The 23,696-nt window shown below is 68.9% G+C and carries 16 protein-coding genes; 5 read left to right on the forward strand and 11 right to left on the reverse strand.

What is annotated here, in order from left to right:
• Positions 1-104 precede the first annotated feature (104 nt).
• Complete coding sequence (locus tag Q0654_RS03010; protein WP_298850332.1) at positions 105-818, reverse strand: UTRA domain-containing protein; 714 nt, start codon at positions 816-818, stop codon at positions 105-107.
• Between the two features lie 133 nt (positions 819-951).
• Here Q0654_RS03010 and hutU point away from each other — a divergent pair, with 133 nt between their 5' ends.
• Positions 952-2,643 carry a urocanate hydratase gene (gene hutU, locus Q0654_RS03015; RefSeq protein WP_298850334.1) on the forward strand — a complete coding sequence of 564 codons (1,692 nt, stop codon included), beginning with the start codon at positions 952-954 and terminating at the stop codon, positions 2,641-2,643.
• A 405-nt stretch (positions 2,644-3,048) separates the two neighbouring features.
• On the forward strand, positions 3,049-4,593 hold the full coding sequence (gene hutH / locus Q0654_RS03020; RefSeq protein ID WP_298850336.1) for a histidine ammonia-lyase: 1,545 nt from the start codon (positions 3,049-3,051) through the stop codon (positions 4,591-4,593).
• Between the two features lie 290 nt (positions 4,594-4,883).
• Here hutH and Q0654_RS03025 read toward each other — a convergent pair whose 3' ends face one another.
• From Q0654_RS03025 to Q0654_RS03035, 3 genes are read right to left on the reverse strand one after another with little or no spacing between them, the layout of a single operon-like run.
• Positions 4,884-5,585 carry an alpha/beta hydrolase gene (locus tag Q0654_RS03025; protein WP_298850338.1) on the reverse strand — a complete coding sequence of 234 codons (702 nt, stop codon included), beginning with the start codon at positions 5,583-5,585 and terminating at the stop codon, positions 4,884-4,886.
• Positions 5,586-5,606: 21 nt separating this feature from the next.
• Complete coding sequence (locus tag Q0654_RS03030) at positions 5,607-6,233, reverse strand: response regulator transcription factor (RefSeq protein ID WP_298850340.1); 627 nt, start codon at positions 6,231-6,233, stop codon at positions 5,607-5,609.
• The gene (locus Q0654_RS03035; RefSeq protein ID WP_298850343.1) at positions 6,230-7,402 is read right to left on the reverse strand and encodes a histidine kinase; all 1,173 of its coding nucleotides are present in this window, start codon (positions 7,400-7,402) and stop codon (positions 6,230-6,232) included. Before Q0654_RS03035 ends, Q0654_RS03030 begins: the two co-directional genes overlap by 4 nt.
• Positions 7,403-7,552: 150 nt before the next feature.
• On the opposite strand from Q0654_RS03035, the gene Q0654_RS03040 reads away from it, so the two are divergent.
• Positions 7,553-8,278, forward strand: coding sequence for a hypothetical protein (locus Q0654_RS03040; protein ID WP_298850345.1), 726 nt, complete (start codon positions 7,553-7,555; stop codon positions 8,276-8,278).
• 123 nt (positions 8,279-8,401) lie between these two features.
• On the opposite strand, the gene Q0654_RS03045 is transcribed toward Q0654_RS03040, so the two are convergent.
• Genes Q0654_RS03045 through Q0654_RS03060 form a run of 4 tightly spaced genes read right to left on the reverse strand, consistent with a single transcriptional unit; the run spans position 8,402 to position 14,976 of the window.
• Entirely contained in the window at positions 8,402-9,832 is a 1,431-nt protein-coding gene (locus Q0654_RS03045; RefSeq protein WP_298850346.1) for a TolC family protein, read from the reverse strand.
• Complete coding sequence (locus Q0654_RS03050; RefSeq protein WP_298850349.1) at positions 9,825-13,085, reverse strand: multidrug efflux RND transporter permease subunit; 3,261 nt, start codon at positions 13,083-13,085, stop codon at positions 9,825-9,827. The genes Q0654_RS03045 and Q0654_RS03050 overlap by 8 nt, the downstream gene beginning before the upstream one ends.
• Before the next feature lie 2 nt (positions 13,086-13,087).
• Complete coding sequence (locus Q0654_RS03055) at positions 13,088-14,335, reverse strand: efflux RND transporter periplasmic adaptor subunit (RefSeq protein ID WP_298850351.1); 1,248 nt, start codon at positions 14,333-14,335, stop codon at positions 13,088-13,090.
• A 38-nt stretch (positions 14,336-14,373) separates the two neighbouring features.
• Positions 14,374-14,976 (reverse strand): TetR/AcrR family transcriptional regulator, encoded by a 603-nt coding sequence (locus Q0654_RS03060; protein ID WP_298850353.1) that lies wholly within the window; start codon positions 14,974-14,976, stop codon positions 14,374-14,376.
• 210 nt (positions 14,977-15,186) lie between these two features.
• Here Q0654_RS03060 and Q0654_RS03065 point away from each other — a divergent pair, with 210 nt between their 5' ends.
• Both Q0654_RS03065 and Q0654_RS03070 read left to right on the forward strand, forming a co-directional pair.
• Positions 15,187-17,376, forward strand: coding sequence for an EAL domain-containing protein (locus Q0654_RS03065; RefSeq protein WP_298850355.1), 2,190 nt, complete (start codon positions 15,187-15,189; stop codon positions 17,374-17,376).
• Positions 17,377-17,473: 97 nt separating this feature from the next.
• Positions 17,474-18,769, forward strand: coding sequence for an ectonucleotide pyrophosphatase/phosphodiesterase (locus Q0654_RS03070; RefSeq protein ID WP_298850357.1), 1,296 nt, complete (start codon positions 17,474-17,476; stop codon positions 18,767-18,769).
• A gap of 10 nt (positions 18,770-18,779) precedes the next feature.
• Here the strand turns inward: Q0654_RS03070 and plsB are convergent, their stop codons facing one another.
• The 3 genes from plsB to cgtA all read right to left on the reverse strand — a co-directional run bounded on the left by plsB (position 18,780) and on the right by cgtA (position 23,516).
• The gene (gene plsB / locus Q0654_RS03075) at positions 18,780-21,398 is read right to left on the reverse strand and encodes a glycerol-3-phosphate 1-O-acyltransferase PlsB (protein WP_298850359.1); all 2,619 of its coding nucleotides are present in this window, start codon (positions 21,396-21,398) and stop codon (positions 18,780-18,782) included.
• Positions 21,399-21,418: 20 nt separating this feature from the next.
• A complete protein-coding gene (locus Q0654_RS03080; RefSeq protein WP_298850361.1) occupies positions 21,419-22,357 on the reverse strand; it encodes a hypothetical protein in 939 nt (312 codons plus the stop codon).
• Positions 22,358-22,439: 82 nt separating this feature from the next.
• Complete coding sequence (gene cgtA / locus Q0654_RS03085; RefSeq protein ID WP_298850363.1) at positions 22,440-23,516, reverse strand: Obg family GTPase CgtA; 1,077 nt, start codon at positions 23,514-23,516, stop codon at positions 22,440-22,442.
• Between the last annotated feature and the right edge of the window lie 180 nt (positions 23,517-23,696).

The raw sequence follows: 23,696 nt of genomic DNA on the forward strand, positions 1-23,696 counted from the left end.
CGCAACGGACGAATCATGGATCGCTCAGGCCCAAGCCAGATGCCACACTGCGCTGACCAGGGCCCACTCCATGCTTGCCGTAGTGGCGCGGCGCGGCCCAAGCCTCAGGGACTGAACTCGCCCTCGATGGCGTAGCGGTCACCGGGGTGCAGCAGGCGCGCGCGGGTGATCATCGCGCTGCGGCTGAAAGTTTCGCGGGTGATCAGCAGGCAGGGCGACTCCGCACTGATGCCCAGCCAGCGCGCTTCCTGCGCACTCGGCTGCACCGCCTCGATGGCATAGCGCGCGCGCCACAGGGTGGTGGCGCCGAACAGATAGTGCGTGGGAGTCACCTGGCTGAAGTCCTGCGCGAGATAGTCCGGCGCCTCGTCCGGATTCACCCAGCGGTCCTCCAGCTGCAGCGCGCGGCCTGCTTCGAGGTGCAGGATGACGCTGTGGAACAGCGCACGCCCGGCGGACACGCCGAACGCCTCGGCCAGCGCGGGCTTGGGCACTTCCTCACGCAGCAGCTTCACCTCGGCCGTGTGGGTGTGGCCGCGGGCAGCGATCTCCTCGTGCAGGTCGCGCAGGGTCAGCGTGCTCGACACGCGATCGAGCGCGCTCGCAAAGCTGCCCACGCCCTGAACCCGCTCGATCAGGCCTTCGGCGGCGAGTTCGTTGAGCGCCCTACCGACGGTCATGCGGCTGACCCCGAACTCGGCCACCAGGGCCGATTCGCTGGGCAGCTGCGCGCCCGGCGCGTAGTCGCCGCGCGCCAGCGCATCCTTCAGCACGGCCTTGATCCGCGCATACGGCGGCAGCTTCGATTCCGCGCCCATGCTGCACCTCGACTTGCCGGGTCTTGTCTAGACAGGTAGCGTAGACCTTCCCGAGACCCACCGCCAGCGCAGTCGCCGTTCCGCAACGCGGCGTTCGATGCCCCCACCCGGCCCCCGGCCGCAGGAGTCACGCATGAGTTCCTCCACCGCGAAGGCCCAGCCGCGCCGCGTCAGCGCGCCCCGTGGCAACACTCTGCACTGCCGCAGCTGGCTGACCGAAGCCGCCTGGCGGATGCTGCAGAACAACCTCGACCCCGAGGTCGCCGAGAACCCGGATGCGCTGGTGGTCTACGGCGGCATCGGCAAGGCGGCGCGCGACTGGGACAGCTTCGAGACGATCCTGAAGACGCTGCAGCGGCTTGAGGACAACCAGACCCTGCTGGTGCAGAGCGGCAAGCCGGTGGGCGTGTTCCCCACCCACCCGGACGCCCCGCGCGTGCTGATCGCCAACTCGAACCTGGTGCCGAAGTGGGCCAGCTGGGAGCACTTCGATGAGCTCGATCGCAAGGGCCTGATGATGTACGGACAGATGACCGCCGGCAGCTGGATCTACATCGGCAGCCAGGGCATCGTGCAGGGCACCTACGAAACCTTCGTAGAAGCCGGTCGCCAGCACTACGGCGGCGATCTCAGCGGCCGCTGGGTACTGACCGCGGGCCTGGGCGGCATGGGCGGTGCGCAGCCGCTGGCGGCGAGCTTCGCCGGGGCGTGCTCGCTCAACATCGAATGCCAGCAGTCGCGCATCGATTTCCGCCTGCGCTCGCGCTACCTCGACGAGCAGGCCAGCGATCTCGACGACGCGCTGGATCGCATCCGCCGCTACACCGCTCAAGGCAAGGCAGTGTCGATCGGCCTGCTCGGCAATGCGGCCGAAGTGCTGCCCGAGCTGGTGCGCCGCGCGCAGGCTGGCGGCATGAAGCCGGATCTCGTCACCGACCAGACCTCGGCCCATGACCTGGTCAACGGCTACCTGCCGCCGGGCTGGAGCGTCGAGCAATGGCAGGCCGCGCAGCGCGATCCCTCGAAGCATGCCGAGCTCCGCGCCGCCGCAGCGCGCGGCTGCGCCGAGCATGTGCGCGCCATGCTGGCCTTCCAGCAGATGGGCGTGCCGACCTTCGACTACGGCAACAACCTGCGCCAGGTCGCGAAGGACCAGGGCGTGTCGAACGCCTTCGACTTCCCCGGATTCGTGCCGGCCTACATCCGCCCGCTGTTCTGCCGCGGCGTGGGGCCCTTCCGCTGGGTGGCGCTTTCGGGCGACCCCGAGGACATCGCGAAGACCGACGCCAAGATCAAGGCGCTGTTCCCGGAGAACCGCCACCTGCACCGCTGGCTGGACATGGCCGGCCAGCGCATCGCCTTCCAGGGCCTGCCCGCGCGCATCTGCTGGATCGGCCTGGGCGAACGGCATCGCGCCGGACTTGCCTTCAATGAGATGGTGCGGAAGGGTGAGCTGAAGGCGCCGATCGTGATCGGGCGTGACCATCTCGACTCCGGGTCTGTCTCCAGCCCCAACCGCGAGACCGAGGCCATGCTCGACGGCTCGGATGCGGTGTCGGACTGGCCGCTGCTGAACGCGATGCTCAACGTCGCCGGCGGCGCCACCTGGGTCAGCCTGCACCACGGCGGCGGCGTCGGCATGGGCTACAGCCAGCACAGCGGCGTGGTGATCGTGTGCGACGGCAGCGAGGCAGCAGACCAGCGCATCGCCCGCGTGCTGTGGAACGACCCGGGCACCGGAGTGATGCGCCATGCGGATGCGGGCTATGCGATCGCGCAGCAGTGCGCGCGCGAACAGGGGCTGGATTTGCCGATGTTGGGGTGAGGCGTGCCTTCACCCGGCTCGCTCGTCGCAGAGGGGTGACGCTGACAGTAGCAATCCGTCATCGCCACAAATCAATCACGCGCAGCCCTGCTCCCCTCTCCCAATGGGAGAGGGGTCGGGGGAGAGGGTTCGGGAGCCCTCAATCCCCCACGTTTGATCAGCGTCAGAACTGTGCATGCGATGTTTTCCACCGAGGGGTGCCCGGACCCTCTCCCCAACCCCTCCTTCGCTTCGCTCGGGCTCTCGGGCCCATCGGCTGCCACCGGCAGCCGATAACCGGCCCCGAACCGCTCCACGGGGAGAGGGGCTCAAGCTCGCCTCCGTTCCACGGAATTGCCGTGCAACTGACGCTTCACCTTCGAACGCAGCCCACCTTCGAACGCCACCTTCAGCGCGGACCTCGCCATGACCCTCACCCTCACCCCCGGCCACCTGAGCCTTGAGCAGCTGCAATCCATCCATGCCGGCGGCGTGCGCGTCGAGCTGGATCACCAGGCCCGCGCCGGCATCCGCGCCAGCGCCGAGCTGGTGCAGCGCCACGCTGCTGGCGATGCGCCGGTCTATGGCGTCAACACCGGCTTCGGCAAGCTGGCCTCCACCCGCATCAGCAAGGCCGACCTCGCCCAGCTGCAGCTGAACCTGATCCGCTCGCACTCGGTGGGCGTGGGATCTCCGCTGTCTCCCGAAGTGGTGCGACTGATGCTGGTGACCAAGGCGGCCAGCCTGGCGCGCGGGCATTCCGGCGTGCGCGAGGAGGTGATCGACGCCATCCTCGATGTCTACAACGAGGGCCTGGTTCCCCATGTGCCGGCGCAGGGCTCGGTCGGTGCCTCGGGCGATCTCGCGCCGCTCTCGCACATGACTCTGGCCCTGCTCGGCGAAGGCGAGTTCCTGGTCCACGGCGAGCGCCGCCCGGCGGCCGAGGTGCTGGCCAACCACGGGCTCAAGCCGCTGACGCTGGAAGCCAAGGAAGGTCTGGCCCTGATCAATGGCACCCAGACCTCGACTGCGCTGGCCCTGCACGCGCTGTTCGCCTTCGAGCCTGTGCTGGAATCAGCGCTCGTCATCGGCGCGCTCACGGTGGATGCCGCGCGCGGCAGCGATGGTCCCTTCGATCCGCGCATCCACGCCGTGCGCGGCCAGCCGGGGCAGATCGATGTCGCCCAGTACTACCGCGCCCTGCTCGCCGGCAGCGCGATCCGCGCCTCGCATGCAGAAGGCGACGACCGCGTACAGGACCCGTACTGCCTGCGCTGCCAGCCACAGGTGGTCGGCGCCTGCCTCGACCAGCTGCGCTACGCCGCCCGCGTGCTGCTGCGCGAAGCCAATGCGGTCACCGACAACCCGCTGGTGTTCGCCGACGAAGGCCTGATGGTGTCGGGCGGCAATTTCCACGCCGAACCCGTAGCGCTGGCCGCCGATGCCATGGCCACCGCCATCGCCGAAGTCGGCGCGATTGCCGAACGCCGCATCGCCATGTTGATCGATGCCGGCGTCTCACGCCTGCCGCCCTTCCTGACCCGCGACGCCGGTTTGAACAGCGGCTTCATGATCGCCCACGTCACCGCGGCGGCACTCGCGAGCGAGAACAAGTCGCTGGCGCATCCGGCCTCGGTCGACAGTCTGCCGACCAGTGCCAACCAGGAAGACCATGTGTCGATGGCCACCTTCGCCGCGCGCCGCCTGCAGGCCATGATCGACAACGTCGCCCACATCCTCGGGGTCGAGTACCTCGCTGCGGCGCAGGGCGTCGAGTTCCTGCGTCCGCTGACCAGCTCGACCACGCTGGAAGCCGCACATGCCCTGCTGCGCGCACAGTGTCCGAGCGTGGAGATCGATCGCTACCTCGCGCCCGATATCGAGCGCGCCGCGGCCATCGTCAAGCGCGGCGAACTGATCCCGCTGCTGCGCGCTCTGCCTGGCTTGCCTGCGCTTTGGGTCGCGGCCTAGGCGAAGGATCACTGGGTCGAGGGCCTGCGGTCGCTCTGGAGCCAGAAGCCAAGCGGTGCGCCGCAGGCGCACCCTACGCGATGACGACATCGGCTTCGATTCTCGCCACGCGTCACTCGACGTCGTAGGGTGCGCGTGTCGCGCACCTGCCCTCGCGAAGGGCGCCGAGTGAGAGCCCAAGCCTCGCCCACGGCAGGTGCGTCTTCTGTTCTCACCCGCGCGCGCACGCCGAAGTGAAGCGGTGCGCCGCAGGCGCACCCAATGTATTGAGCAGATTGGTCGAGAGACCCCTACTCGACCGTCAGCGTCCGCATGAACTCCACGATCAGCCCTGCGCATAGCCGGGGCTGGGTCTGCAGCAGCAGGTGCGGCCCCTCCACCTCTCGCATGTGCGCCGTCTGCAGCGCGTTCGCAAGCTGCCTGCGTGCATTCGCGCTCAGAAGTCGGTCCTGTCTGGCCCAGAGCACCATGGCAGGGCGCTTCATACTCATTGACGCCTCAACAGCGTCCACCTGCAGCGCGTCAAAGGCTCTGCGACTGAGCACGCTGACGGGAACGCCAGCCAAGGCTGCGGCGAGTTCGGATCGCAGGGTTTCATTCGACCAGCGCCCGAGCAGAAACCAGTCGAGCAGGAACATCGGGGGACGCACTCGCGCCCACCACAGGCAGCCCGACAGCGGACCGAGCAGGGAGGTCGGGCGGGCAGCGAAAGTCGTCGAAAGGATGACACCCTTCATGTTGTCGGGTGGCGCCGCACCAATTCGCAAAGCGATGGGCCCCGAGAAGGATTCCGCGAGCAGCACGAAGGCGCTGGACTCGGGCAACTCGGCATGCACGTGTCGCTCCAACGCGACGTAGTCGAGTGCGTCATGCGTCGGATATCCGATGACCCTCGCCGAAACGCCGCACCCAGCAAGCGACTCCATCAATGGCGCGAACAATCGCCCCGTGCCGTCGAGTCCGGGCAGCAGGATCAGCTCAAGGCGAGGCATCCCGGCATTCACCCGCAAGGATCACAACAGCTTCTGGGTGATGGCCTTCAGCACCGCATGCGTGCGGTCGCGGCAGTCGAGCTTCAGCAGGATCTCGGACATGTAGTTCTTCACCGTGCCTTCCGAGAGGTGCAGGACGCGGGCGATTTCTTTGTTGCTGTAGCCGCCGGCCACCAGCCGCAGGATGCTCTGCTCGCGCTCGGTGATGCGTTGACCGGGCGTGGCTTCGGGCGCGCTCCAGCCGGCGCGTACGGGCCCGAGGCTGATCGGCTGCAGCAGGGTCTCGCCGGCGGCGACGCGAACAATCGCAGCGCGCAGGTCTTCGGGCGAGGCGTCCTTGAGCAGGAAGCCCTGGGCGCCGGCCTCGACCGCGCGCAGCAGCAGCTCGCTGTCGTCGAAGGTGGTGAGCAGGATCACCGGTGTGGCGTCACCGCGCTCGCGCAGGGCGCCGATCAGGCCGATCCCGCCCATGCCGGGCATTCGGATGTCGCTGACGATCACGTCGACCGGCCGCTGCGGCAGCGCCGCGAGCAGGCTTTCGGCATCGGGCGCCTCCAGCGCGATCTCGATTCCGAGGTCACTCAATAGAGCGGACAGGCCGCGCAGCACCAGGGCCTGGTCGTCGCATAACGCGATGCGTGCGCTCATGCAGCCTGCTCCGGCAGGTAGGCGCGCAGGCGCAGGCCGCGCTCGGCGCCGGCATCGAGCTCAAGCCGGCCGCCCATCGCCTGCAGGCGCTCGCGCATGCCGGTCAGGCCGTTGCCGAACTCGATGCGGCGCGGCGGCTCGCCGTCATTGGCGACCTCCAGCAGCAGGCCCTCGCCGCTGCGCGCGCAGCGCAGCCGCACGTGGCTGGCGCGGCCGTGGCGCAGGGCATTGGTGATGGCCTCCTGCGCGCAGCGCAGCAGGGTTTCGGCGGTAGCCACCGACTCCACCCGCAGGCCCTCCTGCACGTCGACCTCGATGTGGGTGCCGGCGATCGGACGGGCCAATGCGCGCAGGGCGGCATCAAGCTCCAGCCCGTCGTGCTGGCGCAGCGCGCTGACCACGCTGCGGATGTCGGCGAGCAGCTCATCGGCGAGCTGCGCGCTGACGCTGACCTCCTCGCGCGCGGCCAGCGCGGGATCGCGCTGCAGGCGCGCAAGGTTGAGCTTCAGCGCGGTGAGCTTGTGGCCAGCGACGTCATGCAGCTCGCGCGAGAGCTTGAGGCGCTCGCCGCTGCGCGCGCTTTCCTCCAGCAGGCGCTGGGTGGCGAGCAGCTCGGCATTGACCTGGGCCAGATGATCCCGCGCGCGTTCGCTCATGCCGGCGTAGTAGCCGGTCAGCGTGGCGAAGGCCTGGAAGCCAAGCAGCGGCACCAGATTGAACAGCGCCTGCAGCGGCGACCAGCCGCTGCCGATCCAGCGCTGGGCCACTGCGGCGTTGAATGCGAGCAGGCAAAGCAAGGCCCAGCGCACCGGCATCAGCAGGACCAGCTGGGCCGACACGATCACCAGCAGCACGGTGACTTGGCCCTCCATCAGCAGGCGCTCGGCCAGCACCACCAGCACGCCCTGCGCCACGCTGTTCCAGCGTGCGCCGCGGCAGTCGACGCCGCTGTCGCGCAGGCTGCGCCAGACGAACAGGCCAAGCATGCCGATGAGACAGGCCAGGCCGCTCCATTCGCGGAGCAGGCCGGACTGCAGCTTGTCGACATCGACGGCAGCGAAGGTGATCGCCGCCCAGGTGATGTAGGCCGCGAAGCTGAGCGGGGCGAGCCAGCCCGACCATTGGGCGGGCGCCTTTGCGCGTTCGGGCGCGGTGCGGGTGATGTCCATGGCCGCAGCATGGCAGCGGCCGCGCCGCGGTGAAACCGGTTTGGGCACCCAGGTGACTTTACTCACCCCCTGCGGATGACCGCGGGCACCTGCTGGCCGTGACCGTAGATGTCGAGACTGTGGCCACACCCACCGCGACGGAGCCGCACCATGGAAAGCCTGTATCCGATCCTCGTCAGCCTGCACGGCCTGGCCGGCGCCGTGTCGCTGCTGACCTTCTGGATGGCGGCCTTCGCCCGCAAGGGCAGTCCGCTGCATCGCGGCAGCGGCAAGGTCTATCTGGTCGCGATGCTGGGCATCTGCATCACCGCGCTGCCGATGGCCGCCACGTTCTTCCTGCGCGGGCAGAGCGGCATCGGCACCTTCCTCGCCTATCTGGTGGTCATCACCGCGACCTCGATGTGGCTGGGCTGGCGGGCGATCCGCCGCAAGCGCGACCAGGCGTCGTTTCGCGATCGACGTTACGCCGTCGTCGGCGCGCTCAACCTGGCGACAGCGCTGCTGGTGCTCGCGGTCGGCATCGCCAAGGGCAACCCCCTGCTGATCGGCTTCTCGGCCGTCGGCGCTTTTCTCGGTGCGGGCATGCTGCGTCGCCTGTGGCGCCCGATCGACGCCGGCAACTGGTGGCTGCAGGAGCACTACGGCGCCATGCTGGGCTGCGGCACTGCCACCCACATCGCCTTCTTCGCGATCGGCCTGAAGAGCCTGCTGGCCGCCTTCGGCCTGCAGATGAGCGGCTATCTGCAGCTGGCGCCTTGGGCCGTGCCCGTGCTGGTCTCGGTGATCGCCGGCGTGCTGCTGGATCGCCGCTATGCGAGGAAGCCTGCTGCGATCCCGGCGCCCACTGTCGCACGCGGGGCGCTACCGCAAGGCTGACGGAGCGCAGTCGCCCGTCCACTGACTGCGATAAGGAAGGTGGGCCTTCCGTGGCCCCGTGCGCGGATCGCTCCGCTCACGAACTACAGGCTGCCGGCGGATCGGTCCGCCGGCAGTGCTGGCTCAACGTCGCGCGGCCAACGCCTCCGGATCGAGCCCGGCGAAGTCGCCGGCCAGGGCCTTGTACAGCGCCGCCAGCGCGGTCGCCCGCTGCACCTCGGCGTCCACGGCCCGCAGCTCGAAGTCGATGCGCGTGCGCTCGGCGTCGAGCAGGCTCAGCGCGTCCTCGCTGCCGGCATCGAAGCGCAGGCGCACCAGGCGCGCGGCCTCACCGGCGGACTCGGCCGCAGCGCCGAGGTCGAAGGCCACGCGATTGGCGGCACGGTAGCCGGCCATCGCGTTCTCGGTTTCCTCAAGCGCCCTCAGCAGGGTCTCGCGGAACAGCGCCTCGGCGCCGTCGGCGCGGGCCTCGGCGGCCTGCACGCGCTGCCGTGTGCGGCCGAAGTCGAGGATGCTCCAGCTGATCGACGGCCCCCAGCTCCAGCGTTCCGACGCCTCCTCGCCGAGCTCACCGAAACTCTGCGAGGTCCAGCCGAAACCGCCGAGCAGGGTCAGCTTGGGATAGTAGTTGGCCACTTCGGTACCGATGTCGGCGTAGGCCGCCGCCAGGCGACGCTCGGCCTCGCGCACGTCGGGCCGGCGCTTCAGCCAGTCCTCCGGCGTGCCGGCCGCCACCAACGGCGGCAGGTCGGGAATGCCCAGCTCGGCATCGACGAGGGCGCGCACGGCGTCCACCGGCTGCGCGGTCAGCACCGCCAAACGCTGCTCGGCACGCACGACCGAGGCCTCGGTCTGGGCGTATTGCGCCGCCAGGGCCGAGCGCTGCGCCTGCACCGCGGCGACGTCCTGCCCGCTGCGGCGGCCGTTGCGCTCGAGCGCGGTCATCAGGTCGACGCTGCGCTGCCAGCCTTCCAGGTTCTGTTCCAGCAGGCGCAGACGGGCATGCGCACCGCGCAGTTCGAACAGGCCCTGCGCGACTTCGGCAACCACGCTGATGTGCACATGCTCCAGCGCCGCGGCGTCGGCCTGCACGCGCCGGTCGATGGCGCGTTTCGGATTGCGCAGGGTGCCGAACAGATCGATCTCCCAGCGGGCGTCAAAGCCGGCCCGGTAGGTGTCGGTGCGGCCCTGCTCCGGCGGCAGGAAGGGGTCGCGGCCGCTGGGGCGACTGCGTTCGCCACTCAGGCCGGTATCGACGGTCGGGAACAGGCTGTAGGTCGACAGGCCGGCCAATGCGCGGGTCTCGTCGAGGCGGGCGAGCGCCTGCGCCAGCTGGGTATTGGCCTCCAGCGCGCGGGTGATCAGCGCGTCCAGCGCGGGATCGCCGAAGGCGCGCCACAGTGCCGGCTGCACCGCTTCGGTGGCGGCATGGCTGCCGGCCTGATCGAAGCGCTGGGGCAGCTCGGTGCTGGGCCGGACGTACTCCGGCCCGACCGTGCAGGCGCCCAGGGAGAAGGCGATTGCCAACGCAAAGGCGAGCGGATGCTTAGGCATGGGCGGGCGCCTCCTCGGCGGCGGCCAGTCGCGCGCGTCGGCGCTCGACCAGCTTGCGGATGACGACATAGAACACCGGAGTGAAGAACAGGCCGAAGAAGGTCACGCCGAGCATGCCGAAGAACACGGTCACGCCCATGACGTGGCGCACCTCGGCGCCGGCGCCGCTGGCGAAGACCAGCGGCAGCACGCCGGCGCAGAAGGCGAAGCTGGTCATCAGGATCGGCCGCAGGCGCAGGCGGCAGGCCTCCACCGCGGCGTCGACGATGCCGCGGCCCTGCTCCTCCAGGTCGCGGGCGAATTCGACGATCAGGATCGCGTTCTTGCAGGCCAGGCCCATCAGCACGACCAGGCCGATCTGGGTGAACACGTTCATGTCGATGATGGTGGGTGGCGCTGCGGTCATCGGATTGATCCAGCCGAGTCCTATCTGCGCGCCGAACCACAGGCCGTTGATCATGTTGAGCACCCAGATCCCGCCGAAGGCCGAGAGCATGCACATCGGCACGATCAGGATCACCGCCAGCGGCAGGCTCCAGCTCTCGTACAGAGCGGCCAGCACCAGATAGACCAGCAGCACGCAGAGCGGCAGCACCAGGAACTGCGCGATGCCCTGGTTGACCTGCTGGTAGGTCAGCCCGGTGAACTCCATGGTCATGCCGCGCGGCAGCACCTGGTCGGCGGTGGCGCGCGCCATCTGCACGGCGGCCGCGGCGCTGACGTCGGTGCTGAACGGCGTGGCGGTGACGTCCGCCGCGGGGTAGCCGTTGTAGCGCACCACCGGATCCGGACCGAAGCTCGGCACCATCTCGACCACGCTGCCCAGCGGCACCATCTGGCCCTGGTCGTTGCGCACCTGCAGCCGCGCCACGTCCCCGACTTCATCGCGGAAACCCGCATCGGCCTGCGCGTACACCGAGAAGGTGCGGCCGAACAGGTTGAAGTCGTTGACGTAGGCCGAGCCGAGATAGACCTGCAGCGTATCGAACACGTCGGTCAGGCGCAGGCCGCTTTCCTTGACCTTGCTGCGATCCACCACTGCGTCGATCTGCGGCACGTTGGCCTGGAAGGACGAGAAGGCCGAGCCGGGGCCGAAGCCGGGCAGCTGGCTGATGGCACCGGCAAACGCCTGGGTCTGCTGGTTCAGCTCGCCATAGCCCATGCGCTGGCGGTCCTGCACATAGGCCTCGACGCCGGCCGCATTGCCGTAGCCGAACACCGGCGGCGGCATGAAGGCGAAAGCCATGCCGTCCTGGATGCCGCCGAACTTGGCGGTGAGCTCACCGGCGATCGCCGCCGCCGGCTTGGGCAGCAGGTGCGGCTCGTCGAGGCCGACGAACATGACCCCGACATTGGGCGTGCTGACGAAGTGGATGGCGTTCAGGCCCGGGAACTGCACCACGTCGGCGACGCCGGGGGTGGCCAGCGCGATCTCGCCCATGCGCTTCATCGCCGCCTCGGTGCGCTCCAGCGTGGCGCCTTCGGGCAGCTGCACGCCTGCGAACAGGTACTGCTTGTCCTGGGTCGGAATGAAGCCCGCCGGCACCTGCAGGAAGCCGAACACGGTCGCCACCAGCAGCAGGCCGTAGATCACCAGCAGCCGCGGCGCGCGGGCGATGGTGCCGCCGATGCGCCCGGAGTAGCGCTCGCTGCTGCGCTTGAACTTCGCGTTGAACCAATTGAAGAACCGACCCAGCACGCGATCGATGAGGCGGGCGAGCCGGTCCTTCTTCGCGCCCTGGGGCTTGAGCAGCACCGCCGACAGCGCCGGGCTCAGGGTCAGCGAGTTGAAGGCCGAGATCAGCACCGAGACCGCGATGGTCACCGCGAACTGGCGGTAGAACTGGCCGGTGACGCCGTCGATGAAGGCGATCGGCACGAACACCGCGGCCAGCACCAGCGAGATCGCGACGATCGGGCCCGACACCTCCTGCATCGCCTTGTGCGCCGCATCCAGCGGCTTCATGCCCTCCTCGATGTGGCGCTCGACGTTCTCGACCACGACGATGGCGTCGTCGACCACGATGCCGATCGCCAGCACCAGGCCGAACAGGGTCAGCACGTTGATCGAGTAGCCGAGCAGCAGCAGCACCGCGAAGGTGCCGACGATCGACACCGGCACCGCCAGCAGCGGGATGATCGAGGCGCGCCAGGTCTGCAGGAACACCACCACCACGACCACCACCAGGGCGATGGCTTCGAGCAGGGTCATGATGACCGAATCGATCGACTTGCGAACAAAGACCGTGGGGTCGTAGGCGACCTCCCAGGCGATGCCCTCGGGGAAGGTCTTCGCCAGCTCGGCCATGCGCGCGCGCACCGCGTCCGACAGCGCGATCGAGTTGGCGCCGGGCGCCTCGAAGATCACCACCGCCGCGGCCTGCTGGTTGTTGAGGTAGGAGTTCAGGGCATAGGTGTTGGAGCCGAGCTCGACGCGGGCCACGTCACGCAGGCGCGTGATGGCGCCGTTGTCGCCGGTCTTCAGCACGATGTCGCCGAACTCCTCGGCGCTCTCCAGGCGGCCGCGCGCGTTCACCAGCAGCTGGATCGACGCGCCGGCAGGCTGCGGCGAAGCGCCAATCGCGCCGGCCGAGACCTGCACGTTCTGCTCGCGGATCGCGCCGACGATGTCGAGCGCGGTCAGGCCGCGCTGCGCCGCCTGGTCGGGGTCGATCCAGATGCGCATGGCGTAGTTGCCGGCACCGAAGGCCTGGGCCTGGCCGACGCCGTCGAGCCGCGCCAGCTCGTCCTTGACGTTGAGCGTGGCGAAGTTCGACAGGTAGAGACCGTCGTAGCGCCCGTCCGGCGAGACGATGTGCACCACCATGGTGATGTTGGGCGAAGCCTTGGCGGTGGTGACGCCGAGCTGGCGCACGGACTCGGGCAGGCGCGGCAGGGCCTGGTTGACCCGGTTCTGCACCTGCATGGCGGCGAGGTCGATGTCGGTGCCGAGCTTGAAGGTGATCGACAGCGACAGCGTGCCGTCCGAGGACGCCGCCGACTTCATGTAGATCATGTTCTCGACGCCGTTGATCGCCTCTTCAAGCGGCGCGGCAACGGTGTCGGCGATGGTCTTGGGGTTGGCGCCCGGATAGATCGCGGTGACCTGCACGGTCGGCGGCGAGACCTCCGGGTACTCGGTGATCGGCAGGTTGGGGATGGCGATCAGGCCGGCGACGAAGATGACGATGGACAGGACCGCGGCCAGGATCGGCCGGTCCACGAAGATCCGGGAAAGGTCGGCGTGGGCCATCATCAGCCCTCGCTGCCGGCCGCGGCAGGCGCTGCCGCGGGCGCTGGCTGCACCGTGTTCGGCTGGTCCATGGGCACCTCGACGGGGGCCAGCGGGGCACCGGGGAAGAAGATCTTGCGCATGCCGTTGACCACCACGCGGTCGTCGGCATCGAGGCCCTGTTCGACCACCACCAGGCCGTCGATGGTCGGCCCGAGCACCACGTCCTTGCGCACCGCGCCGAGGTGCGGCTGACCATTGCCGCCCATCTCCGGCGGCAGGGTCACCTGGTCGGCCACATAGACATAGCGGCGATCCTGATCGGTCAGCACCGCCTGCGGATGCACCAGCAGGGCATTGTCGAGTTGCTCGCCGAGCAGCTGCACGCGCGCGAACAGGCCGGGGGTGAACACGCCATCGGGATTCGGCAGCTCGGCGCGCGCATAGATCGTGCCGGTGGCGGGGTCGACGGCGTTGTCGAGGAAGACCATGCGGCCTTCGTGCGGGAAACCCTGCTCGTCGGCGAGGCCGACACGCACCGGGTTCGGCGCCTCGCGGGAACTCGCGCGCTCGCCGCTGCGGGCCAGCGCCTGGTGACGCAGGTAGGCGCGCTCGTCACCCTGGAAGCTGACGTAGACCGGATCCAGAGAGACCACCGTGGTCAGCACCGGCTCGCCGGGCGAGACGAGGTTGCCGACGCGCAGGCGCGCCACGCTGGCGCGGCCGTCGATCGGCGCGGTGATGCGGGTGAAGCCCAGGTTCAACTCGGCCTGCTCCAGGCGGGCGCGGGCGGCCAGCACATCGGCCTCGGCCTGGCGCGCCTCGTTCTGCCGCGTCTCCAGCTCACCGGTGCTGACCGCACGCGCCTCGACCAGGGTCTGGCTGCGCTTGAACTCGGTGTCGGCCAGTGCACGCCGCGCCTCGGCGCGAGCCAGATCGGCGCGGGCGCTGGCGACGGCCGCCTTGTATTCGCGGTCATCGATGGTGAACAGCAGGTCGCCGGCCTTGACCGCTCGGCCTTCCTGGAAATGGATGCCGGTGAGATACCCGGCCACGCGCGGGCGGACCTCGATGTGCTCGACGGCCTCGATGCGGCCGGTGAATTCGTCCCACTGGGTCACCGGCTTGGAGACCACGGTGGCGACGTTGACCTGGGTGGGCGGCATCTGCATCGGGCCAGCACCGCCGCCGGAGCAGGCGGTCAGTGCGAAGACGATCAGAGAGGCAAGGGCAAGCCGCGGATCAATCCGGAATCGCGGAGCTGCAGTCATGGAAATTGTCCTTGGGGAAGGGTAGACGCTGACGGGAATCAGCCCGTTCGCGTGTCGTTGTCGTGCGGGGGAGTCGGGTTTTCGACACCGCTGGCCCAGTCGAGCAGCAGGCGTTCGATCAGCGCCTTGAGGCGTTTGCGCGCCTCGGCAGGCACCGGGTTGAGGTTGAACATGTCCTGCCAGAACAGGCCCTCGGCCGCCGCCAGCAGCAGGTAGCGCCGCAGGTCGGCCTCGTCCCAGCTCCAGTCTGCGAAGTCGCGGGCCTGGTGCTCACGGATCGGGTTGAGCAGGCTGTCGTCGACCATGCCTGCGCTGAGCATCCCGCTGACGAAGCGCTTGTGGCCCTCGTCCTCGCTGAGATGGCAGCGCAGGTGGCCGAGTGCTGCCGCCGTCCGCGGGCAGGGGCACGACCCGGCAAGGTCTTCCGGCGGCACCGAGGCCGACTCCCACTGCTCGATGTCGGACTCGATCAGGCCGCGCAGCAGGTCTTCCTTGGTCGGGAAGTGGTAGGTGATGCCGCCGCGGGTGACGCCGCTGACGCGGGCCAGTTCCTCGAAGGTCAGATGGCCGGCACCGCGCTCTTCGACGATGCGACGGGCGGCGTGCAGTACACGTTGGCGGGCTTTGGGGGGGCGCGTCATGGGCGCGGAACTGTACAGAACGATTTGTACAGAAATAGGTGCGATCCATTTGCGCGATTCAGCCCCTGTTTAGACGCGCCGCCGATCCCCCGGCGCCCCGCGGGGCACGGTGCTTGCACTGCCTCACGCCATGAACACGCCCGACCCTGGCCCTGCCGCTGCGAAGACGTGCAACCCGGCGCGGCACCACCACCGTCAGCGGTCCAGGCCGTGAAGCAGGCCAGGAACCACGCGCCGGCCAACGGGCTCGACCTGTTCGAGGGCACGTCCGTGGGCGCTTTCCTCGCCGATCCGGACGGCCGTCTGCGCGGCATGAACACCGCCCTGGTCGAGCGTATCGGCATGCTGCAGCCCGGCACCGTTGGCGAGCTGGTCACTGACCTCGACCGCGATCGCTGGCAGCGCCTGATGGCCGGCATGGAAACCAGCCCGACCGCACTGATGGCGCCCGCGGCGCTGAACGGGAGTGAGGGCCGACTCGAAGCCATCGAGCTGCGACTGTGTCGGCATCCGCGTCTGAACGGCGTGCTCGGGCTGGTGTTCCCCTTGCTGGATCGCCAGCAGGAGGCCGCCGTCAACCTGCTGCAGCGCGATGTACTGGAGTCGGTGGCGCTGGGGCGGCCGCTGCGCGCGGTGCTGGATCTGCTGTGCCGCCAGGTCGAGGCGCTGGCACCCGAAGTCGTCTGCTCGGTGCTGCGCATCGACGGCGAAGGCAAGCTGCGGCCGCTGGCCTCGCCGAGCCTGCCGATCGCCTACTCGGGCGCACTGGACGGCCTGGCGATCGGGCCTGTTGCCGGCTCCTGCGGCACGGCGGCGTTTCGCGGCGAGGAGGTCGAAGTCCAGGACATCGCCAGCGACCCACTGTGGGCGCCCTACCGGCACCTGGCCCTTCCGATCGGGCTTGCGGCCTGCTGGTCGACACCGGTGATGGGCCGCGAGGGCAAGGTCATCGCGACTTTCGCCTTCTACTACCGCGAGCCGCGCGGTCCGAGCCGCTTCCATCGGCGCATGGTCGACGCCTGCATCCAGCTCTGCCGCGTCGCGATCCAGCACGATGACAACCAGGCCGAGATCGAGCGCCTCGCCTTCTTCGATCCGCAGACCGGGCTGCCCAACCGCGCCCTGCTGATGGATCGCGCGCGCATGGCACTGCAGCAGGCCGCGCGCGATGGCCGCAAGCTGAGCCTGGCGGTGCTCGATATCGATCGCTTCAAGAACATCAACGACTCGCTGGGGCACGCCGCGGGCGACGAACTGCTGCGCGAGGTCGGCCAGCGCCTGCGCCGCACACTGCGCGACTCCGACACTATCAGCCGCGTCGGCGGCGACGAGTTCGTGATCCTGTTCCCGGACAGCGACGCCAATGAAAGCGCGGTCGCCGCCGAGAAAGCCCTGCGCGCCGTCGCCCAGCGGCTGGAGATCGGCGGCCAGGTGCTCATGCCCAGCGTCAGCATGGGCATCAGCCAGTTCCCCGATGATGCCCGCGACTACGAAACCCTGATGCGCAACGCCGACATCGCGATGTACGAGGCCAAGCGCGATGGCCGCGGCTGCGTGCGCTTCTTCCTCGCCTCGATGAACGAGAATGCGCGCTGGCGCATGCAGATGGAAAGCGCGCTGCGCAACGCGATGAGCCGCGACGCACTGGAGCTGCACTACCAGCCCAAGGTGCTGCTGGGGCGACCGGGGCTGGCCGGCGTCGAGGCGCTGGTGCGCTGGACCCATCCCGAATTGGGCCGGGTACCGCCCGACCAGTTCATTCCGCTGGCCGAGGACTGCGGCCTGATCAATGCGCTGGACGCCTGGGTGCTGGAGCGCGCCTGCGCACAGCTCGCCGAATGGCAGTCGCAGGGGCTGCCGATCCCCGCGGTGGCGGTCAACCTGTCGGCGCAGCGATTCCGGCAAGACGATGTGCCTGCGCACGTACGCCTGGTGCTACAGCGCTACCGCCTGCCGCCGAACGCGCTGACCCTGGAGATCACCGAGCGCCTGATGCTGATCGACGAACCGCGCATCCGCGCCGACCTCGACAGCCTGAACAGGCTCGGCGTGCATCTCTCGGTCGATGACTTCGGCACCGGCTACTCCAGCCTGTCCTACCTGAAGCGCCTGCCGGTCGATGAGCTCAAACTCGACCGCAGCTTCGTGCGCGATATTGAAACCGACGAAGGTGACCGCGCACTGGCCACCGCCGTGATGGGCATCGGCCGCAGCCTCGGCCAGACCGTGGTCGCCGAAGGCGTCGAGACCCTGGAGCAGCACCAGTTCCTGCTGCAGGCCGGTTGCCCGGTCGCACAGGGCTACTACTACGCGCGGCCGATGCCGGCCTCGGACATCGAAGCCTGGCTGGCCGGCGACGGCCAGCGCTGGCTGCGGCCGCAGCTGCGCCCGGTGCCCTGAACCGCGCGAGGCCGCAACAAGGCCCAAGCACTGTTTTCACACAGCGGTGACCTTCGGCGGTTCTTGCGCCCATCAGGGGCGCGTCATACTCCGACGGATGCTCTCCACTCCTGATAGCCACGCCCGCGCTGGCGGCTCGTTTGCGGGTCGATTCCGCACCCTTCTGCTGCTGATCCCGCTGCTGCTGGCGCTGGTGGCCTGTGCCAGCCGCGCGCCCGAACCCAAGCTGCCTCGGGAACGGCCGCTGCCCGTGCTGCTGATCGGCATCGACGGCTTCCGCCCGGATTACCTAGCCCTGCCGGAGGCGCGCACCCTGCGCGCACTGGCGGAGGGTGGGGGCCATGCCGAGGCCCTGCAGCCCGCCTATCCCTCGCTGACCTTCCCCAACCACTACACCCTGGTCACCGGCCTGCATCCGGACCGCCACGGCATCATCAACAACAGCATGCGCGACCCCGACCTGGGCAGCTTCGCCATGCATCTGCGGGCGGCGGTTGCTGACGGTCGCTGGTGGGGCGGTGAGCCGGTGTGGATTACCGCCAAGCGCCACGGTCTGCGCAGCGCCACCCTGTTCTGGCCGGGCAGCGAAGCCGACGTGGCCGGCCAGCACCCCGACGAGTGGCTGCCCTACGACGCCAGCCTCGGCAGCGCGCGCCGCGTGCAGCAGGTGCTGGAGTGGCTCGCGCGGCCGCAATCGAGCCGGCCCGACTTCATGACGCTCTACTTCGAGCAGGTCGACAGCATCGGCCACGATGTCGGCCCCGATGCGCCCGAACTGCGGCGCGCTGTCAGTGCCGTCGACAGGTCGGTCCGTGAACTGCTGGCGGGTATCGCGGCCGCGGGCTGGGCCGATCGCATCAACCTGGTGCTGGTCTCAGACCACGGCATGACCGCGATCGATGAATCGCGGCCGATCCTGCTCGACGAGCTGGTGGATCCGCGCAGCTTCGAGCTGGTCAGCTTTGGCGCCTCGGCAGGCATCCAGCCCCGGCGCGGGCGCAGCGCCGACGTCGAAGCCGCCCTGCTGCGCCCGCACGCGCACATGCGCTGTTTCCGCCCGGACGAGTTTCCCGCCGAGTGGCGCTTCGGTGAGCATCCGCGGATTCCGGCGATCACCTGCCAGGCGGAGCCGCCGTTCGTGGTCGGCACGCGCCGCGTGTACGAAATGCCCGGACGCAAGCGCAAGCGCGGCGGCCACGGCTACGACCCCGCCCTGCCCGACATGCAGGCCCTCTTCATCGGCCATGGTCCCGCCTTCGCGCCGGGGACGCGCATCGATCGCGCGCACTCGGTGGACGTCTACGCCCTGCTCTGCCGCCTGCTGGGCATCGCGCCCGCCGAACACCAGGGCGACCCGCGCGCTTTCGACGCGCTGCTGCGCCCGGGCGTCTGAGGCTCTCGACTCAGGCCGCCTCGGACGGGGCCTCGGCAGTGACCTGACGCGCCACTTCAGGCGTGATCTTCAGGATCGAATGACGCAGCTCGCGCGACAGGATCAGGCGCGCGTCCTTGGCCCAGGCCTCCAGGCGTTCGTCGTACTCGAGCTTGCTGTTGGCATCCAGGCGGATCAGGCCGAGCTCGCGCAGCTTGCCGATGAAGCCGCGGAACAGGGCGCGGTCGAAGAACTCCGGCGCGGCCTGCGAGTACAGCAGGGACAGGCGCTGCGCAGTGAGCTGGCAGAAGTTCTCGAGCTCGCCGGTGGACAGCGTGCCCGAGCCGTTCTTCACCAGCACCGCGATCGCGATGTAGTAGCGCTCGAAGGCCTGCTGCAGGCTGTGCGCGACGATGCGCAGCTGGAACACCTCGTCGGTCTGGCCCGGGCCGCGCTGCAGGGCGCCGGACTCATCCAGCACGAACAGCCCGCGTTCGATGAGCAGATCGACGGTGGCCTCGATGCGCTGCCCGAACTCCTCGCCGGTCCAGGGCAGGAACAGCTCCTCCTGCACGAAGGGATACAGCAGGCGCCCCAGCCGCACCACCGCCGAGCGGCTCATGCGCCGATTGTTCTGGAAGCAGCAGGCCACCCACGAGGCCGCGGCGAACAGGTGCACGACGTTGTTGCGGTAGTAGGTCTGCAGCACCGCGAGGTCGGCCGGGAAACGCAGCACGTCGCCCAGCGGATGCTGGACCCGCTCCAGCACCTGCACCGACTCGCCGTAGCGAACGATCTCGGCGGGACCGAGCGCGGTCACGGTCATGCGCTCGGAGTAGGGTGCGCGCTCCAGCAGCGCCTTCATCAGATCCAGTGCCGACAGCAGGTCGGCTTCGGCCATCGCATGCTTGGGCGTCGCCAGCAGGCACAGCGCCAGCAGGTTGACCGGGTTGACGTCCGCGGCCTGGTTGATGTGGCGCTGGATGCGGGTCGAAAGATCATCCACCGCACGGTTCAGCCACTGCGGCTTCTCGTCCGGCGCGCTGGCGAAACGTCGCCACTCGGCGTCGTGCTCGTCGAGCACGCGATCCAGGAAGATCGGCTCGCCGAAGTTCACCGCGACCTTGCCATAGCGCTTGCGCAGCACGTTGCCAACCGCGCGCAACAGGCCGAACAGGGATTCCTTCTCCTTGGGCGCGCCGGAGAGTTCGGCGATGTAGCTCCTGCCCTCCATCACCTTCTCGTAGCCGATGTAGACCGGCTGGAACACCACCGGCCGCCGCGGCTGGCGCAGGAAGGCGCGGAGGGTCATCACCAGCATGCCGGCCTTGGGCTGCAGCAGGCGGCCGGTGCGCGAGCGACCGCCCTCGATGAAGTACTCGATCGACACGCCGCGGGTGATCAGGCTGGCCACATACTCGCTGAACACCGCCGAGTACAGCGGATTGGCCTTGAAGCTGCGGCGCAGGAAGAACGCCCCGCCGCGGCGCAGGATCGGCCCGACGATCGGCAGGTTGAGGTTGACGCCGGCGGCGATGTGCGGCGGCACGATACCGTTGACGTAGAGCAGGTAGGACAGCAGCAGGTAGTCGATGTGGCTGCGGTGGCTGGGCACATAGATGACCTCGTGCCCGGGCGCGACCTGCTTCAGGGTCTCGAAGTGGTGCATGGTCACGCCGTCGTACAGCTTGTTCCAGAACGGCGTGAGGATGAACGAGGCCGAGCGCACCGCCGGGTGCGAGTAGTCGGCGGCGATCTCCAATGCATAGCGGCGCGCCTTGCCGCGCGCCTGCTCCAGGCTGATGCCATCGCGCCGCGCCTGGTCGGCAATCGCCGCGGCCACGCCTTCGGCCGAGATCACGGCATCGACCAGGGTGCGCTTGTGCGAGAGGTCGGGGCCGATGACCGCCGTGCGCACGCGGCGGAAATGCGCGCGCAGCACGCGCGAGACCTTGCGCACCGTGCGTTCGCGCGGCAGCCCTTCGGACAAGGCCTCGCGCAGTGACACGGCGGGCGCGAACTGGACGATCGTGCCGCGGCCGTTGAGCAGCACCGAAAGCGCCCGCCGGAAGCGGCCGACCATCGCCCAGTTCTCGGAGAACAGCACGCGGAACCAGCCGCTTTCGCGGTCGGGTGCGCGGCCGACGAAGATCGATACCGGCACGATCTGCACGTCCAGGTCGGGGTGTTCTTCAAGCGCCTGCACGAGCTTGGCGAGGCTGGCCGAATGCGTGCGCGAGCGCGGACGCCCGAACCAGGTACTCTGCCGGCGCGACAGCGCCACCAGGGCGCGCTCGTCGCCGAAGGCCGCATGCGCGCCGATCGACAGCAGCGGCGAGGGCAGGCCGGCTTCGGCGCAGGCCCGCGCCAGGATCGCGGTATTGGACAGGCCGTAGCGCTCGACCACGTAGCAGACCGGCAGCTCGGGGCGCAGCAGCTGCTCGACCGGCGTCGAGGGCTCGCGACGGATCGCGATCCAGGGGTGCATGAGGCGACCGAGTAGGCGCATCAGCAGGGGTTCTTTGACGGCAGGGCTTGGGCTCATCGCGGGATTATCGCCGAAGGCAGGGAAACCAACCGTTAGGCGGTCGTTTGCTGATGCGTGCCCGGAACGAGGAAGGGCGGCCCTGGGGCCGCCCTTCCGTCGCATCCGAACGGGAGAGTCCCGACTTACTCGGTGACTTCCTCGTCGTCTTCTTCCATCGGTGCCGGCTCTTCGGTCACTTCCTCTTCGGCGATCTCGGCGGGGGCGGCAGGCTGGTCCAGCGCGTCGCTCAGCGCCTTCATGGTGTCCTTGCCGTACCAGCGGCCGTTCTCACGCACCATGTCCTGCTCGCTGGTGATCGCGGTGCCCAGCAAGGTGTAGCTCAGTTTGACGCGGGCGGCGTCGCCCTCGCTCTTCAGCACTTCCACCTGGGTGCTGTCCAGCGCGGCATTGACGTCGAAGCCGTACACGCCCAGCACGTCCTTCAGGCCGCCGAAGGCGATGCCGGCCTTTTCCATGGCCTGGTCGAAGCTCAGCGCGTTGACCTGCTCCAGCGTCTGGAGGTCGAGCTTGCGGGCCGCGGCGACAGTCTTGGCGATCGCCTGCTTGGCGAGCTCGCGATCCCCCAGCTTGACGCCACTCAACCAGTTGCCCATGGCGTCGACCAGCTGGGTGGCCTGGCGCTTCTGGTCCTCGCTCATCTCGGCGTTCTGCTGGATGCCCTGCACGGCGATGCCGCGGCCCATGCCGATCATCATCGGCATCTGCGGCGCCATCTCGGCTTCGAACTGCGCGATGTGCGGCTCCAGCTCGGCCATCAGCGCGGTCTCGGCGTCAGCCGCGGTCAGCTTGGCCATCATTTCCGAGAACTCGGCGGCTTCGCCGGCCTCGGGTGCAGTGCGCTCGCGCGACTCGAACTTGGCCTTGACCTCGTTGTAGCGGGCTTCCGGCAGGACCAGCTTGACGAACTGGCCGATGTCGTTCTGCCGCAGCGCATCGGCGGAGGCCTTGACGGCCGCGTCCGGCGTGGCGGTGGCTTCGGCCGGGCTGGACGATCCGCCGCCGCAGGCAGCCAGACCGAGCGAGAACAGGCCAGCAGCGGCCAGTGAAACGAAACGATTCATGCGTGAACTCCGGGTGGAAAGCGGCGGGACTTTAACAGTTTGCCGACGCGGTTGCCGCCAAGCGCACGCTTGGCGGATCGGATCAATCGAGCGGGCTCCAGGGCCGGCTGTCCTCGTCTTCCTTGATCGCCGCGCGCTTCTCGGCGTCGAAGAACTCCATGACCTGCTGGGCCACGGGCCAGGTGCCCTCGCGGCTGATCGCCGAGATCAGGAACCAGGGCGACTTCCAGTCGAGCGCCTTGACCACGGCTTCCGCGCGCTCGCGGCGGGTGTCCTCGTCGAGCAGGTCGCCCTTGTTCAGCAGCAGCCAGCGCGGTCGGCCCATCAGTTCGGCGTCGTAGCGCTCCAACTCGCGCTCGATCGCGTGGACTTCGCCGACGATGTGATCCACGGCCTCGTCGCCTTCCAGCATCGGCGCCATGTCGACGATGTGCAGCAGCAGGCGGTTGCGCTGCACGTGCTTCAGGAACTGCACGCCGAGCCCGGCGCCTTCGGCGGCGCCCTCAATCAGGCCGGGAATGTCGGCGATGACGAAGCTGCGGTCCTGCTCGACGCGAACGACGCCGAGGTTGGGATAGAGCGTGGTGAAGGGGTAGTCGGCCACCTTCGGCGTCGCCGCCGACACCGCGCGGATGAAGGTCGACTTGCCGGCGTTCGGAAAGCCCAGCATGCCGACATCGGCCAGCAGCTTGAGCTCCAGCCGCAGCTCGCGGTCATCGCCCTCGCTGCCCGGCGTGGCCCGGCGCGGCGCGCGATTGGTGGACGTCTTGAAATGGATATTGCCGCGGCCACCCTCGCCGCCCTGGGCGACCTTGAGCGTCTGGCCGTGCTCGGTGAGGTCGCCGATCACCTCGTCGGTGTCGACCGCCGTGACCACGGTGCCGACCGGCACGCGGATGACCACGTCCTCGCCCTTCTTGCCGTACATCTGCCGGCCCATGCCGTTCTCGCCGCGCTTGGCGCGGAAGATGCGCTGGTGGCGGAAGTCGATCAGGGTGTTGAGGTTCTCGTCGGCAACCAGGAACACGCTGCCGCCGTTACCACCGTCACCGCCATCCGGCCCGCCCAGCGGGATGAACTTCTCGCGGCGGAAGCTCACGCAGCCGTTGCCGCCGTTGCCTGCGATGACGCGGATGTCTGCTTCGTCGACGAGTTTCATTTGAGAGCCGGGAATGGGGAATCGGGAATGGGGAATCGTAGGAGCGGGTTGCGGCAAGCTTGGGAGGTGCATGCCAGATCGACAAGCAGGGCAAACACAGGATCAGCGCCGCCGACGCGAGGCCTGCTCTGACGATTCCCCATTCCCAATTCCCGATTCCCGGCCCCTAAACGAAAAACC

This window comes from uncultured Aquimonas sp. (genome assembly GCF_937888285.1).
In the GTDB taxonomy this organism is placed as follows: Bacteria; Pseudomonadota; Gammaproteobacteria; order Xanthomonadales; family Xanthomonadaceae; genus Aquimonas.

Excerpts from the sequence above, each read along its gene's own strand:
- Q0654_RS03010 (WP_298850332.1), bottom strand. The coding sequence starts at position 818 with ATGGGCGCGGAATCGAAGCTGCCGCCGTATGCGCGGATCAAGGCCGTG.
- hutU (WP_298850334.1), top strand. The coding sequence starts at position 952 with ATGAGTTCCTCCACCGCGAAGGCCCAGCCGCGCCGCGTCAGCGCGCCC.
- hutH (WP_298850336.1), top strand. The coding sequence starts at position 3,049 with ATGACCCTCACCCTCACCCCCGGCCACCTGAGCCTTGAGCAGCTGCAA.
- Q0654_RS03025 (WP_298850338.1), bottom strand. The coding sequence starts at position 5,585 with ATGCCTCGCCTTGAGCTGATCCTGCTGCCCGGACTCGACGGCACGGGG.
- Q0654_RS03030 (WP_298850340.1), bottom strand. The coding sequence starts at position 6,233 with ATGAGCGCACGCATCGCGTTATGCGACGACCAGGCCCTGGTGCTGCGC.
- Q0654_RS03035 (WP_298850343.1), bottom strand. The coding sequence starts at position 7,402 with ATGGACATCACCCGCACCGCGCCCGAACGCGCAAAGGCGCCCGCCCAA.
- Q0654_RS03040 (WP_298850345.1), top strand. The coding sequence starts at position 7,553 with ATGGAAAGCCTGTATCCGATCCTCGTCAGCCTGCACGGCCTGGCCGGC.
- Q0654_RS03045 (WP_298850346.1), bottom strand. The coding sequence starts at position 9,832 with ATGCCTAAGCATCCGCTCGCCTTTGCGTTGGCAATCGCCTTCTCCCTG.
- Q0654_RS03050 (WP_298850349.1), bottom strand. The coding sequence starts at position 13,085 with ATGGCCCACGCCGACCTTTCCCGGATCTTCGTGGACCGGCCGATCCTG.
- Q0654_RS03055 (WP_298850351.1), bottom strand. The coding sequence starts at position 14,335 with ATGACTGCAGCTCCGCGATTCCGGATTGATCCGCGGCTTGCCCTTGCC.
- Q0654_RS03060 (WP_298850353.1), bottom strand. The coding sequence starts at position 14,976 with ATGACGCGCCCCCCCAAAGCCCGCCAACGTGTACTGCACGCCGCCCGT.
- Q0654_RS03070 (WP_298850357.1), top strand. The coding sequence starts at position 17,474 with ATGCTCTCCACTCCTGATAGCCACGCCCGCGCTGGCGGCTCGTTTGCG.
- plsB (WP_298850359.1), bottom strand. The coding sequence starts at position 21,398 with ATGCGACGGAAGGGCGGCCCCAGGGCCGCCCTTCCTCGTTCCGGGCAC.
- Q0654_RS03080 (WP_298850361.1), bottom strand. The coding sequence starts at position 22,357 with ATGAATCGTTTCGTTTCACTGGCCGCTGCTGGCCTGTTCTCGCTCGGT.
- cgtA (WP_298850363.1), bottom strand. The coding sequence starts at position 23,516 with ATGAAACTCGTCGACGAAGCAGACATCCGCGTCATCGCAGGCAACGGC.